General features: G+C 72.9%; 13 protein-coding genes. 7 read left to right on the forward strand and 6 right to left on the reverse strand.

Going from position 1 to position 12,865, the window contains the following annotated elements; all coding sequences use genetic code 11:
* Positions 1–2: 2 nt before the first annotated feature.
* On the forward strand, positions 3–1,211 hold the full coding sequence (locus AB0J40_RS28125; RefSeq protein ID WP_364458224.1) for an MFS transporter: 1,209 nt from the start codon (positions 3–5) through the stop codon (positions 1,209–1,211).
* Here the strand turns inward: AB0J40_RS28125 and AB0J40_RS28130 are convergent.
* The 4 genes from AB0J40_RS28130 to AB0J40_RS28145 all read right to left on the reverse strand — a co-directional run bounded on the left by AB0J40_RS28130 (position 1,187) and on the right by AB0J40_RS28145 (position 5,743).
* Positions 1,187–1,537 (reverse strand): MmcQ/YjbR family DNA-binding protein, encoded by a 351-nt coding sequence (locus AB0J40_RS28130; protein WP_364458227.1) that lies wholly within the window; start codon positions 1,535–1,537, stop codon positions 1,187–1,189. The two genes, AB0J40_RS28125 and AB0J40_RS28130, sit on opposite strands and share 25 nt — an antisense overlap.
* 58 nt (positions 1,538–1,595) lie before the next feature.
* On the reverse strand, positions 1,596–3,026 hold the full coding sequence (locus AB0J40_RS28135; RefSeq protein WP_364458230.1) for a DUF1996 domain-containing protein: 1,431 nt from the start codon (positions 3,024–3,026) through the stop codon (positions 1,596–1,598).
* A gap of 609 nt (positions 3,027–3,635) precedes the next feature.
* Positions 3,636–4,535: a hydroxymethylglutaryl-CoA lyase gene (locus AB0J40_RS28140; RefSeq protein WP_364458232.1), complete on the reverse strand. Its 900-nt coding sequence runs from the start codon at positions 4,533–4,535 to the stop codon at positions 3,636–3,638.
* Positions 4,535–5,743 carry a CaiB/BaiF CoA-transferase family protein gene (locus AB0J40_RS28145; RefSeq protein ID WP_364458235.1) on the reverse strand — a complete coding sequence of 403 codons (1,209 nt, stop codon included), beginning with the start codon at positions 5,741–5,743 and terminating at the stop codon, positions 4,535–4,537. Before AB0J40_RS28145 ends, AB0J40_RS28140 begins: the two co-directional genes overlap by 1 nt.
* Positions 5,744–5,857: 114 nt before the next feature.
* Between AB0J40_RS28145 and AB0J40_RS28150 the strand changes: the two genes are divergently transcribed.
* Together AB0J40_RS28150 and AB0J40_RS28155 are read left to right on the forward strand one after the other, a co-directional pair.
* A complete protein-coding gene (locus tag AB0J40_RS28150) occupies positions 5,858–6,652 on the forward strand; it encodes an IclR family transcriptional regulator (protein WP_364458238.1) in 795 nt (264 codons plus the stop codon).
* 112 nt (positions 6,653–6,764) lie between these two features.
* Entirely contained in the window at positions 6,765–8,159 is a 1,395-nt protein-coding gene (locus AB0J40_RS28155) for an MFS transporter (RefSeq protein WP_364458241.1), read from the forward strand.
* Here AB0J40_RS28155 and AB0J40_RS28160 read toward each other — a convergent pair.
* Entirely contained in the window at positions 8,128–8,649 is a 522-nt protein-coding gene (locus AB0J40_RS28160; RefSeq protein WP_364458244.1) for an AAA family ATPase, read from the reverse strand. The two genes, AB0J40_RS28155 and AB0J40_RS28160, sit on opposite strands and share 32 nt — an antisense overlap.
* An 84-nt stretch (positions 8,650–8,733) precedes the next feature.
* Entirely contained in the window at positions 8,734–9,342 is a 609-nt protein-coding gene (locus AB0J40_RS28165) for a sigma-70 family RNA polymerase sigma factor (protein ID WP_364458247.1), read from the reverse strand.
* 235 nt (positions 9,343–9,577) lie between these two features.
* Here AB0J40_RS28165 and AB0J40_RS28170 point away from each other — a divergent pair, with 235 nt between their 5' ends.
* The 4 genes from AB0J40_RS28170 to AB0J40_RS28185 all read left to right on the forward strand — a co-directional run bounded on the left by AB0J40_RS28170 (position 9,578) and on the right by AB0J40_RS28185 (position 12,834).
* Positions 9,578–9,982 carry a pyridoxamine 5'-phosphate oxidase family protein gene (locus tag AB0J40_RS28170; protein WP_364458250.1) on the forward strand — a complete coding sequence of 135 codons (405 nt, stop codon included), beginning with the start codon at positions 9,578–9,580 and terminating at the stop codon, positions 9,980–9,982.
* A gap of 146 nt (positions 9,983–10,128) precedes the next feature.
* The gene (locus tag AB0J40_RS28175) at positions 10,129–11,634 is read left to right on the forward strand and encodes a GAF domain-containing protein (RefSeq protein WP_364458515.1); all 1,506 of its coding nucleotides are present in this window, start codon (positions 10,129–10,131) and stop codon (positions 11,632–11,634) included.
* Complete coding sequence (locus AB0J40_RS28180) at positions 11,631–12,290, forward strand: response regulator transcription factor (RefSeq protein WP_364458253.1); 660 nt, start codon at positions 11,631–11,633, stop codon at positions 12,288–12,290. Before AB0J40_RS28175 ends, AB0J40_RS28180 begins: the two co-directional genes overlap by 4 nt.
* An 88-nt stretch (positions 12,291–12,378) precedes the next feature.
* On the forward strand, positions 12,379–12,834 hold the full coding sequence (locus AB0J40_RS28185) for a hypothetical protein (RefSeq protein ID WP_364458256.1): 456 nt from the start codon (positions 12,379–12,381) through the stop codon (positions 12,832–12,834).
* Positions 12,835–12,865 lie beyond the last annotated feature (31 nt).

Consider the following 12,865-nt stretch of genomic DNA (forward strand, 5'->3'; position numbering starts at 1 on the left):
CCATGACCACCGCGTTCTGGCGGCTGTGGACCGCCGCCGGCCTGTCCAGCCTCGCCGACGGGGTCCTGAAGGTCGCCCTGCCGCTCGTCGCGGTCGGCTATACGCGCGAGCCCGCCCTCATCGCCGGGCTCGCCTTCGCCTTCAGCCTGCCGTGGCTGCTGCTCGCGCTGCCCGCCGGCGCGCTGGTCGACCGCTTCGACCGCCGTCGCACGATGCTCGCCGCCAACCTCGTCCGCGGCGGGCTCCTCGCCGCCGTCACGCTGCCGGCCGTCCTCGGCGCGGGCTCGATCTGGGCGCTCTACGTCGTCGCCGTCGGCGTCGGCTGCGCCGAGACGCTCTACGACACCGCGGCGCAGTCGATCGTCCCGCAGGTGGTGGGCCGCGACCAGCTGGCCCGCGCCAACGGCCGGATGTTCGCCGCCGAGCAGACCGCCAACGAGTTCGCCGGCCCGCCGCTCGCGGGCGTGCTGGCCGCGGCCGGGGTCGCCGCCGCGCTCGTGACGCCGGTGGCGCTGTGGGCCGTCGCCGTCGCGGCCCTGCTGCTCGTGCGCGGCTCGTACCGGATCCCGCGCGAGGGGCGCACCACGCTGCGCGCGGAGATCGCCGAAGGCCTGCGGTTCCTGGTGCGGCACAAGGTCTTGCGGACGTTCTCGCTCATGGTCGGCACGTTCAACTTCGCCACCGGCGCGACGTTCGCCGTCCTCGTGCTCTACGCGGTCGGACCGGGCTCGGCGATGGGCCTGTCGGCCCCCGCGTTCGGCCTGCTGATGGCCACGAGCGCCGCGGGCGGGCTGACCGGGTCGCTGGTCGCCGAAGCGGCCGAACGCCGCCTGGGCCGGATCCGCGCGCTGTGGATCTCGTGGCTCACCGGTGGGCTCTCGGTCGGCACGCTCGCGGTGACCGCGAACCCGTACGCCGTCGGCGCGGGCTTCTTCCTCGGCGGCATCGGTGTCATGGTGTCGAACGTCGTCATGGTGTCGCTGCGCCAGCGCCTCACCCCGGACCGGCTGCTCGGCCGGTTGAACAGCAGCTACCGCCTGGTCGCGTGGGGAACGAAGTCGCTCGGCGCCCTCGCCGGCGGCGCGATCGCCCAGGCGGCGGGGCTGCGCGCGGTGTTCGTGGTGATGGCCGTGCTAGCGTTCGCGGTCGTGGCCGGTCTGCGCGTGGTGACCGAGAAGACGCTCGCTCAGAGCGAACGCGTTTCCGCGTAGGCGTTCCAGACCTTCTTCGGCACGCACATCCGCCACGCGTCGAGGACGAGCTCGCGCATCTCGCCGGCGTCGATCGCCGCGAGCCGGCACCGCACCCACTGGTAGCGCAGGTCCGCCGGCTCGGGCATCAGGAACTTCTCCGGTTCGCCGGCCACGAGCGCGTCCCGCTGGTCGCGCGGGTACCCGAAACCCATCACGGTTTCGTCCCGCGACAGCGCCACGAACACGATCCGCCCGACCCGGAACTTGGGCCGGTCCCGCACGACGGCTTCGTACGCGCGGGGGAGCGTCAGTGCGAAGGCGCGGACGTCGTCACCGGTGACCATGCCGGTCAGTAAACCGCACCAGCCGGTGGCACCGGGGTGCCACCGGCCGGTGCGAGCGTCACGCCCGGCAGGTCCGGCCGCGGTTCACGCAGTTGACCAGCCCGTTCATGATCCGCTGCGACATCACGTTGGCGAAGTCGTCGTGGTCGGAACCCGGGTTGTGCTTCTCCTGCGGGAAAGCGTCCACTTTGTACTGCTTCTTGACCTGGATGTCGTGCGGGATGTCGTAGGTCAGCGAGATCTGCAGCTGCGGAACGGCCTTGAACCCCTTGGCGCACCGGCCGAACTGGTCCGGGAACACGATGTGCGTGCGGTGGTTGGCGCTGTCGGTGTTCTTCCCGTCCCAGCAGCTGGGGAACGTGTGGATCCGCTTGACCTTGCTGTTCGGCGGGCAGATCGGGTACTTGTCCGTGACGCGGTTCTCGAACCCGGTGCACGTCCAGCTCGCCCGGGCGTTGGCGGGCCCGTTGGTGGAGACCTTCGCGTCGCCGTAGAGCACGCGCAGGAACTTCGGCATCGCCACGACCTTGCCCACCGGGCTGCCGCGGAAGGTGATCTGGACCCGCTGCGGGCGCAGGATCTTGCCGTCGTTGCCCGGCAGCTCGTTGTTCTCGTCCTGCCCGGGCAGCGCGCCGCCCGCGCTCGTGCTCGGCGGCGGGGTGGGCGTACCGGTGTCCTTGCCCGGCTTCGGCGCGCACGGCGCGAGGCCGCCGAGGTCCCGCGGCTTCGGCGCGAACCGGCCGATCGCGATGGCGATGCGGTCGATGATCGCGGCGCGCCGGTCCTTGAGCGGGTTCAGGATCGCGTTCTGCACGAAGTTCGCGCCGCCCTGGCCCTGCGTCGCCGCGATGCGCTGGTTGGCCTCGTCGGTCTGCGTGTCGAGCTGGTCGAGATTGCTGTCGACCTCGGCCATCGCCTGGTCGGGGACGTCGGCGAGCTTGCTGGCGACGTCCGGGCAGGCGACCTGGACGGTCTTGGCCTCCTGGTCCGCCTGCACGCGGTCGCCGTCGGGCTTCTTCGCGGGCTCGTTCTTCTCCTCTTCGCCGGTGTCGATGCGCACGACCGGCCAGAAGTAGGCGGACTTGTCGCCGTTGCGGCAGGTGGTGCCGGCCTTGACGAGGCTCTTGTTGTTGGAGTCGGCGTTGGTCGAGAGGTTGCCGACGTAGTCGTGCAGGTGCTGGGCGCCGTTGCGGACGCCGGGCTGGGCGATGAAGTTGTCGGGGTTGAAGTGGCCGTTCTCGTTGCGGCCGCAGTCGACGGTGAAGGTGCCGGTCGACGCGCCGTAGACCGGGCGCGGGTCGAACTGGTTCGGCTGGACCTTGAGGATGTCGACGAAGAACGCGGGGTTCGCCTCGTCGGCGCTCGCTTCACCGGTGTTGCCGGTGGTCGTCGCGACGACGATGCCGCCGACCGCGATCGCGAGCGCGAGGCCGCCGGTCGCGATCTTGGTTCTGCGGGAAATGCGATGGCGCCCTTGGGTGCGGGACATGGATCCTCCGGGGTGTCGGGCTGGCGGGAACGCGCGACACTGGCGGTGCGAGCCCAGGCTCGGACGCACCAGGTATTGCGTCGGCGGGACGGAACGATTCCCGCGCCGGCCACCGACCCGACATCGATGGGTGCGCGGCCACCTGCCCGTGGCCACGCCGTCAACCGGCTGGTTATCGTTCCGTGATGGAAGCTACACCGGGGTTTGACACCGGGCAAGAAGGTATTTCCGGCAAACACGAACCGTTGTTCCGGGTTCTCGTTTGCGTAGTCGTGCGCGGGCGCGAAAACGCACGGGAAATCGAGGAAGAATGGCGTACGCGAAAAACGCGGGCGCGACGGCCCGCACCTGGATCACGCTGGATCGCCGCGCGTGTCCCTCTCCGGCGTACTCGGCTGTGCGGCCATCCTGGGCCGCTGACCATGGCGTTGTCCAGCTTCGGCGGGTGTGGCGAAAAACTTTGAACCGATCCGAACCCGCATCCGTATCCCTGGGTGAGACCCGCCGAATGCCCGCCGGTCGAATGCGGCGCGGGGCGGCCCGATCGTGCCCGGCGGAAGAACGCGGTCCGGCCCGGGATCGCATTCCGCCGCACGCACTCGTGAATGGTCAGCGCAGCGCCGCCGGCACCGCGGGAATCGCCGCCAGTGCCGAATCCAGCCGGTGGCCCACGGCGAGCCCCACCTGGTCGCGCAGCTCCGCCAGCTTGGCGACGTCGATGCCCGTCGCGATGCCCTCGCGGTGGAAGAAGTCGACCAGGTCGTCCGTCGCGACGTTGCCCGACGCCCCCGGCGCGAACGGGCAGCCGCCGAGGCCGCCCAACGCCGAGTCGAAGCGGCGGATGCCGAGCGTCAGCCCCTCCCACGCGTTGGCCGCCGCGCGGCCGTAGGTGTTGTGCAGGTGCAGGCCCAGCGGGACGTCCGGCAGTTCGTCGCGCACCGCCGCGACGGTCGCGCGCAGCTGGCCCGGCCGCGCGGCTCCGATCGTGTCGGCGAGGTGGACGACCCGCGCGCCCAGCCGGCCGAGGCGGGCCGCCACGTCGGCGGTGCGGTCCGGGTCCGTGTCGCCGTCGAACGGGCAGACGAACGCCGTCGCCACCGACGCTTCGATGGCCACGCCCGCCTCCGTGAGCAGCGCGGCGCACCCGGCCAGCCGGTCGAGCGCCGCGTCCGTCGGCACGCCCGCGTTGGCGGCGCTGTGCCCGTCGCTGGCCGAGACGACCAGCCGCACCGACGTCGCGCCCGCGTCGATCGCCTGCCGCGCGCCGCGTTCGGTGAAGACCAGGGTGTGCAGGATGGCTGGGACGTCCAGCAGCGTCCGCAGCACCTCGCCGGTGTCGGCCATCTGCGGCACCCGGCGCGCGGAGACGAACGATCCCACCTCGAGGGAGCGCACCCCGGCGTCGACGAGCCCGCGCGCGAGCCGCACCTTTTCGTGCGCGGGCACGGTGATCGGCTCGTCCTGCAGGCCGTCGCGCAGGACGACCTCGGTGAGGAGGACTTCGGTCATCAGATGACTCCACTCTCGCGGAGGCGGGTGACCGCCTCGCCGGTGACGCCGAGCTCGGCGAGCACGGCCTCGGTGTGTTCGCCCAGCTCCGGTCCGAGGGTGCGGGTCCGGCCGGGCCGCTCGGCCAGCGCGGGCACGATGCCGGGGAAGGTGACCTCGCCGTCCAGGCCGGGCACCCGGTGCCGCTCGTGCATGCCGCGCGCGGTGAAGTGCGGGTCCTTCGCGATGTCGGCGGCGGTCAGGATCGGTCCACACGGGACGGACGCCGCGCGCAGCACGGCTTCGGCGGCCTCCTGGGTGAGCGTCGCCGCCCATGCGCCGATCGCGTCGTCGAGCAGTCCGGCGTGGGCGACCCGGCCGGCGTTGTCCGCGAACCGCGGGTCGGCCGCCAGGTCGGCGCGGCCGACGGCGTGCATCAGGCGGCGGAAGATCGCGTCGCCGTTGCCGCTGACGACGATGTACTTGCCGTCGGCGCAGCGGTAGGTGTTGGACGGCGCCACCCCGGGCAGCGCGGAGCCCGCCGGGCCGCGCGTGACGCCGAACGCGTCGTAGTCCGGGATCAGCGACTCCATCAGGGAGTAGACGGCTTCGTACAGCGCGACGTCGACCACCTCGCCGGGGGTGGTGCCCGGCTCCCGCTCGCGGCGGAGCAGGCCCATCAGCGCGCCGATCACCGCGTAGAGCCCGGCGACGGAGTCGGCGAGGCTGACCCCGACCCGGGTCGGCGGGCGGTCGGGGTAGCCGGTCAGCGCGCGGAGGCCGCCGATCGCCTCGGCGACGCCGCCGAAGCCGGGCCGGTCGCGGTAGGGGCCGGTCTGGCCGTAGCCGGAGACGCGGACGACGACCAGCCGCGGGTTGCGCGCGCGCAGCTCGTCCGGGCCGAGACCCCAGCGTTCGAGGGTGCCGGGGCGGAAGTTCTCCAGCAGGACGTCGCTGCGGTCGGCGAGCGCGCGGACGAGGTCCTGGCCTTCGGCGCGGCGGAGGTCGACGGTCACCGAGCGCTTGTTGCGGCCGAGCGCGCGGAACAGCAGGGACGTGTCGCCCTCGTGCAGCCGCCAGCGCCGGAGCTCGTCACCGGTGCCGGGCCGCTCGACCTTGACGACGTCGGCGCCGAAGTCGGCCAGGAGGCGGCCGGCGGTCGGCGCGGCGATGAAGTTCCCCAGCTCGACCACCCGGATGCCGGCGAGGGGTCCGGTTTGCTGACTCATGCCCGACTCCAAACCACGATGTGAGTTGCAAACCCAGAATACGGGCGAGTGTCGGGGAGTCAACAGCGCGCGGCCTGGATAGACTGTGCGGCACACCACGGCAGGGACGGGGCGATGGCAGAGGAAGAGCGCAGCGGCACGACGCCGGTGCTGGTGCTGAGCAAGTTCAAGCAGATCCTCGAGTCGTTCACGATCGACAACCCCGAGCTGACGCTGCAGCAGATCACCCGGTCGACCGGGCTGCCGGCGAGCACCTGCCAGCGGCTGGTGCACAACCTGGTGCGCGAAGGGTTCCTCGACCGCTACGACGACACCTACCGCGTCGGGCTCGGCCTGGTCCGCTGGGCGGCGCCGGGGACGTTCGGCCTCGACCTGGTCCGGCTGACCCGGCCGGTGCTGCAGCAGCTGCGGGACGAAACGGGCGAGACGGCGTGCCTGTACGTCCGCGACGGCGCGTATCGCACGGTGATTTCGCTGGCGGAGTCCCGGCACCCGGTGGTCCGGCTGTTCGTGGTCGGCATGGTGATGCCGCTGCACGCCGGCTCGGCCGGGAAGGTGTTCCTGGCCTGGGACAAGCTGGCGGTGAAGGACGCGATCGGCCACGGCCTGGCCCGGTTCACCCCGCGCACGGTCGTCGACATCGACCTGCTGTCGGAGCAGCTCGGGCAGATTCGCGAGGCCGGCTACGCCGTGAGCTTCGAGGAGCGCGACCTCGGGGCGGCGTCGCTGAGCGCGCCGGTGTTCGGGTTGAACGGCGAGGTCAGCGCGGCGATCGGGATCGGCGCGCCGACGCAGCGGTTCACCCCGGCCGACGTGCCGCGGCTGGCGCCGATCGTGGTCGAAGCGGGCCGGCGCGCTTCCGAGCGGCTCGGCTACCGCCCCGGCGTCGAGCGGGTCGCCGCTCTCTGATCCATCCTGTCTTCGCGACGTGCCGGGCACGGTCGCGCCCTTGACTCTGCCGGGCCGCCGTCACATTATGAGTCGGCCAACCACATCGTGGAGAAGTCAAAGGAGACGACGGATGGCGAACATCCCCGACGCCGCCGTGCCGGACACCGGCACGATCGCGGCCCGGCTCGACCGGCTGCCCATCACCCGCACGCACCGCCGGGCCACGGTCGCCGTCGGGCTCGGCCTCTTCTTCGACTTCTACGAGGTCTTCCTGACCGGCGTGCTCAGCTCGGTGCTCGTCGAGGAGTTCTCGCTCACCAAGGCGGAGCTGCCGCCGCTGCTGGCGTCGACCTTCGTCGGCATGTTCTTCGGCGCCCTGCTGCTCGGCCGCCTCGCCGACCGGTTCGGCCGCCGCGGCGCCTTCCTGCTCAACCTGGGGCTCTACTCGCTGTTCTCGCTGCTCGGCGCGTTCAGCGGCAGCGCCCTGATGCTGCTGGTGACGCGGTTCTTCGCGGGCATCGGCCTGGGCGCCGAGCCGCCGCTGGCCGACACCTACCTCACCGACCTGCTGCCGGCCCGCAAGCGGGGCCGGTTCATCGCGTGGGCGTACACGCTCGCCTTCTGCGGTTTCCCGGTCGTCGGCTTCCTCGCCCGCGGCCTGACCGAGCACGAGATCCTCGGCGTCGCCGGCTGGCGGTGGCTGTTCGTGATCGGCGCGCTCGGCGCGGGCGCGGTCTTCCTGCTGCGGCGCGGCCTGCCCGAGTCGCCGCGCTGGCTGGAGTCCGTGGGCCGCACGGAGGAGGCCGAGCACCTGGTGGCGGGCATGGAAGCCGAAGCCCGCGGGACCGCCGACGCGACACCGGCCCCGCCGCGCGGCACCACCCGCAAGCGCACGGGAGCGCCGGTGCGCGAGCTGTTCGGCGCGGCCCTGCGCCGCCGGACCGGGATGATGGTCGTCTTCCACGTCCTGCAGACGCTCGGCTACTACGGTTTCGGCACGCTCGTGCCGCTCGTGCTGGCCGCCAAGGGGTACGCCGTCTCGCAGTCATTGCTGTTCGCCGCGCTGACCTACCTCGGTTACCCCGTCGGTTCCGCGCTGTCGCTGCCGATCGTGGAACGCGTCGAGCGGAAGTACCTCGTCATCGGCTCGGTGCTGGCGATGGCGGCGTTCGGCATCGCCTTCGGCTACGCGGGTTCGATGACGCTGATCCTCGTGTTCGGCTTCCTCTACACCGCGACCAGCAACCTGTTCTCGAACGCCTTCCACATCTACCAGGCCGAGATCTTCCCGACGGCGCTGCGCTCGACGGCGTCCAGCGGCACGTATTCGCTTTCCCGGCTGGCCAGCGGCGCGATGCCGTTCGTGCTGGTGCCGCTGCTGAACTCCCACGGCCCGACGACGCTGTTCCTGGTCGTCGCCGGGGCGCTGGTGGTGGTCGCGGCGGACGTGGCGCTGCTCGGCCCGCGCACGACGGGCCGGCGGCTGGAGAGCGTCAACGACGAAGCCGCGCCGCTGCCACGATGACCGCCGCCGCCTCGTCGGCCGACTGCCGGGCGGAGTCGACGACGAGGCAGTCGCGGGTCCACGGCTCGTACTCGCGGCCGGTGATCTCGGCCCAGGTGGGCGGCACGAGCCCGGGGATGCCGGGGTCGCGGGTTTCCGCGCGGCGCCGGTGCTCGGCGGGGTCGGAGCAGACGATCTCCACTTCCAGTACGTGCGCGCCGAGGCCGAGGCCGAGGCCGGTGTCGCGCCAGGCGTCGCGCGTCACGGCCAGTGGGTTGACGCATTCGGCGATCACGCTGGTCCCGGTGCGCAGCAGGTCGGCGGCGACCTCCTGGGCGACGACGTACCCGACCGGCCCGAGCGGCTGCGCCAGGGCGGTGGTGCGGACGATGGCCTGTTCGATCGTGTCGACCCGCAGATAGGAGAACCCGGTGCGGCGGGCGGCTTCCGCGGCGACGGTGGTCTTGCCGGTGGCGGGCAGCCCGCCCATGACGATCAGCAGCGGAGGCACCGGCGCATGACCGCACGTGGCTTCACCGGGGTGCCGGATCGGAGGAGGCCAAGTCCCTCGATCCGGCGGTCCCGGCCCGCTCGTTCAGGACGCTTCGGGCTTCTGGGCCAGCAACCCGCGCCGCAACGTCGTCAGCGCTCGGTGCTGGGCCACCCGGACCGCGCCCGCGCTGCTCAACCCGACCGCCGTCGCCGTCTCCTCGGCCGAGAGGCCCAGGATGATGCGCAGCACCAGGATTTCCCGCTGGCGCGGCGGCAGCGTGTCGAGCAGCCCCTCCGACCAGTCCAGGCCCGCGGCGCGCTCGACCTCTTCGCCCGTCGGGTCCGGGCCGGTCCAGCGGTCGGCGGGCAGCTCGGCCACCGGGCTCGTGCGGTCGCGCGCCCGGCGGCGGTGGAAGTCGGACACCTTGTGCGCCGCGATGCCGAACACGAACGCCAGGAACCCGTCGGCTTCGTAGCGGTACCCCGGCAGCGCGCCGACCACCGCCAGGAGCACGTCCTGCGCGCAGTCCTCGGCGTCCGACGACCCGTCCTGCCACGTCCCGAGCCTGCCCAGGCAGTAGCGGAACACCATCGGCCGCAGCGCGCGCAGCACACCGGCGACCGCGGCGCGGTTGCCGGTCATCGCGGACCGGACCAGCGCCGGGTCGAGGCCGAACGTCGCGGCTTCGCCCGCGGCGGACTGCGGCGGCATCGGACCTCACCTCTCCTCGACGACGGACCGTCACGACGCTAGGTCACCCCGCGTGGTCGCGACACCGGCCGGGCGGCCGCCACGACCCGGGTCTTCCGGCCCTGGCGCGGGTGCCCCCGGTGTGCGTGCCGGCCCGGCCCGGCGGCGGCCGGGCCGAACGGCCCTATCGGGCGTCCCGGCCCACCGATCACGCTGGTGGCCGGGGATTTTTCACAGGAGAGAACACAGGGACGCGATGGTGGACGACGTGGGCTTCGGGCTGCTGCTCGACCGGCAGCAGTGCCTCGCCTTGCTCCGGACGGCGAGCCTCGGCCGGGTGATCTTCACCCACCGGGCCATGCCGGCGGTCCGTCCCGTGCGGTTCGCGGTCGTCGACGATGCCGTCGTGTTCGCCGTCCCGACCGACAGCCCGCTCTACGCGGGCGCGCGCGACGCCGTCGTGGCCTTCGAAGCCGACGACTTCGCCGCCGACTTCGGCGCCGGCTGGTACGTCAGCCTGCTGGGACGCGCCACCGAGTCGGCGGTCGACGAGTCCGGCCTCGCCTGCCTCTGTCCGTGCCCGGCCCTGCCCGGCCGCCGGTTCCTGCGCATCCCCGTCGAGGCCATCTCCGGTCACCGCATCGCCTGCCACGCGGAGTAACAAAGCCACTGCGCCGATCGACCCACCGGATGGACGAACCGGATTGGGCCGACACGGGCAGTCGCCTGTGGCACCCTTGACGGCCCGAGGGCACCCTCGGGATCGGACGGACACGGGGTCGGCGGGAAGTGGCGGACGAAATCGGCATGCCGGCGATCCTGGCCGCGGTGGCCGGGATCGCGCGGGAGCTGGCTGTGCCGGCGGTGCTGGACACCGCGGTGGCGGCGGTGTGCGACCTGCTCGGCGCCCGCCACGCCCGGGTCGAGCTGACCGGCCCCGAAGGCGGCCTCGCCGAGCACGGCCGGGCCGGCGGCGACGGGGTGGTCGAACTGCCGGTGCGGGCCGGGCCCAAGGTGCTCGGCACGTTCCGGGCCGAGCCGCCGGCCGGCCGCGAGTTCGGCCGCCGCGAGCGCGAAGTCCTCGGCGCGCTCGTCGCCGCGACCGCGATGGCCGTCGACAAGGCCGTGCTCGTCGACCAGATGCGCCGCCGCGAACGCTGGCTCGAAGCCTCCTACGACGTCACGCGCGCCTTGCTCGCCACGAAGGACCTGCACGCCACGCTGCGGCTGATCGCCGAACGCGCGCGCGTGGTCGCCGGCGGCACCGCCGGCGCGGTCGCGCTGCCGGACGGGCCGGGGCAGCTCGTCTTCGACATCGTCGAGCCCCCGGGCGAGGACGCGGAGCGGCTCACCGGCGCGACCGTGCCGCTCGAGGGGACGGCGACCGGGGTCGCGTTCACCACCCGCCGCCCGGTCGTCGTGCGCGACTACGGCGAACGCGTGCAGGAACAGCAGCGCGACCGCCCCGGGTCGATGCCGGCGATGGTCAAGGACCTCGACTCGGCGATCTCGGTGCCGCTGATCGTCGGCGAAGAGACGCTGGGCGTGCTGGTCGTCGCGAAGTTCCGCGACAAGACGCCGTTCACCGAAGCCGAGGTCCAGCTCGCCGAAACCTTCGCCGGGCACGCCGCGCTCGCGGTCGAGTTCTCCCGCGCCCAGGACGCGCGCCAGCAGCTGGCGGTGTTCGAGGACCGCGACCGGATCGCCCGCGACCTGCACGACCTGGTCATCCAGCGGCTGTTCGCCACCGGGCTCGGGCTGGAAGGCGTCAGCAGGCTGATCGCCGATCAGGCGGTGGCCGGCCGCGTCGCCGGGTTCGCCCAGGACCTCGACGGCACGATCCGCGAGATCCGCAACAGCATCTTCTCGCTGCAGGCGCCCGCGCAGGCGCAGGGCAGCCTGCGCGCGGAGCTGCTGCGGGTGGCCGTCGACGCGCGGGACACGCTGGGCTTCGAGCCGCGCGTCGGCTTCGACGGGCCGCTCGACGCGGCGGTGCCGGACGCCGTCCGCTCCGACCTGATCGCGTCGCTGCGCGAGGCGCTGACGAACGTGGCGCGGCACGCCGGGGCGACGTCGTGTTCGGTCGAGGTCACCGTGGACGCCGCCGGCCGGCGGCTGACCCTCGTGGTGCGCGACGACGGGACCGGGCCACCGCCGGGGCCGGGCCGGGTGAGCGGGCTGGGCAACCTGGCCGCCCGTGCGGCACGGTGGGGCGGGAACTGCGTGCTGGCGGCCGCCGACGGCGGCGGCTCGCGCCTGGAATGGACCGCGGAGCTGCCGGCGCGGACCGGTGAGCAGGGGAGTGGGCGATGACGATCTCGGTGTTCCTCCTGGACGACCACGAGCTGGTCCGTACCGGGCTCAAGACCGTCTTCGAGTCCGAAACGGACATCGAAGTGGTCGGCGAGGCGGCGACCGCGGCCGAGGCGCTGGTCCGGATCCCGCAGTCCCGCCCGGACGTCGCGATCCTCGACGTCCGGCTGCCCGACGGCCAGGGTGTCGAGGTGTGCCGCGAAATCCGCTCGACGGTCGCGCCGCCGCCCGCCTGCCTGATGCTGACGTCCTATTCGGACGACGACGCGCTCTTCGGCGCGATCATGGCGGGCGCGGCCGGGTACATGCTGAAGCAGGTGTCGGGCCGGTCCCTCGTGGACGCCGTCCGCACGGTCGCCGTCGGCGGCTCGCTGCTGGACGCGACGCTGACGGCGTCGGTGATGAACAAGCTGCGCGGCGCGGACGTGGCGGCGCCGGACCCGCGGTACGAACAGCTCAGCCCGCAGGAACGGCGGGTGCTGGACCTGGTCGCCGAAGGCCTGACCAACCGGCAGATCGCCGAGCGGCTGTTCCTGGCGGAGAAGACCGTGAAGAACTACGTGTCGTCGGTGCTGCACAAGCTCGGGGTCGAGCGGCGCACCTCCGCGGCGGTGTACCTGTCGCAGCGACACGCCGACGGTGGCCGTTCAAGCTGATCGCACGCCCACTCGGCGCAAACCCGTGGGGCATCCGACGTATCTGCCCGCCGATGCGATACACCTGTCGGGTGACGCACGGATCCGCGTGCGCGACAGAGGGGACGGCATGTCGGGGTTGTCGAGCGGGGACTATGTCACGCAGCAGATCCGGGCGCTGGCGAGAGCCGTGCGCAGCGAAGGGGCCGGCGGGGTCGGCACACGCAGCTTCCAGCTGGCGGAGCACCTGGCGGCGGAGGGAGGCGTCCACCGCGGCGACATCCTGACGGCGACGGCGACGCTCCTGGCGATGACGGCCTGGTGCGACGGCGAGGCCGAGGCGGCCCGCCGGTTCGCCGAGCTGGCCGGCGAAAACGACGTCGAGTCGCGCGAGCTGGTGGGACACCTGCTGTGCCTCGAAGTCGGGGCCGAAGAGGGGTGGCTGCCGGAGGAGCAGGCGGAGGCGCTGCTGGAGTACGCCCGCCGGGCGCGCCGCGGCGACCTGGCCCTGCGGGTCCGGGCGATCGCCGGGTCCCGCGGCGGACGCCACCGACGGGACAACTGAGGGTCGTGGGCGGGAAACAGTGTTCCAGCAC

This window comes from Amycolatopsis sp. NPDC049691, assembly GCF_040675005.1.
GTDB lineage: Bacteria > Actinomycetota > Actinomycetes > Mycobacteriales > Pseudonocardiaceae > Amycolatopsis.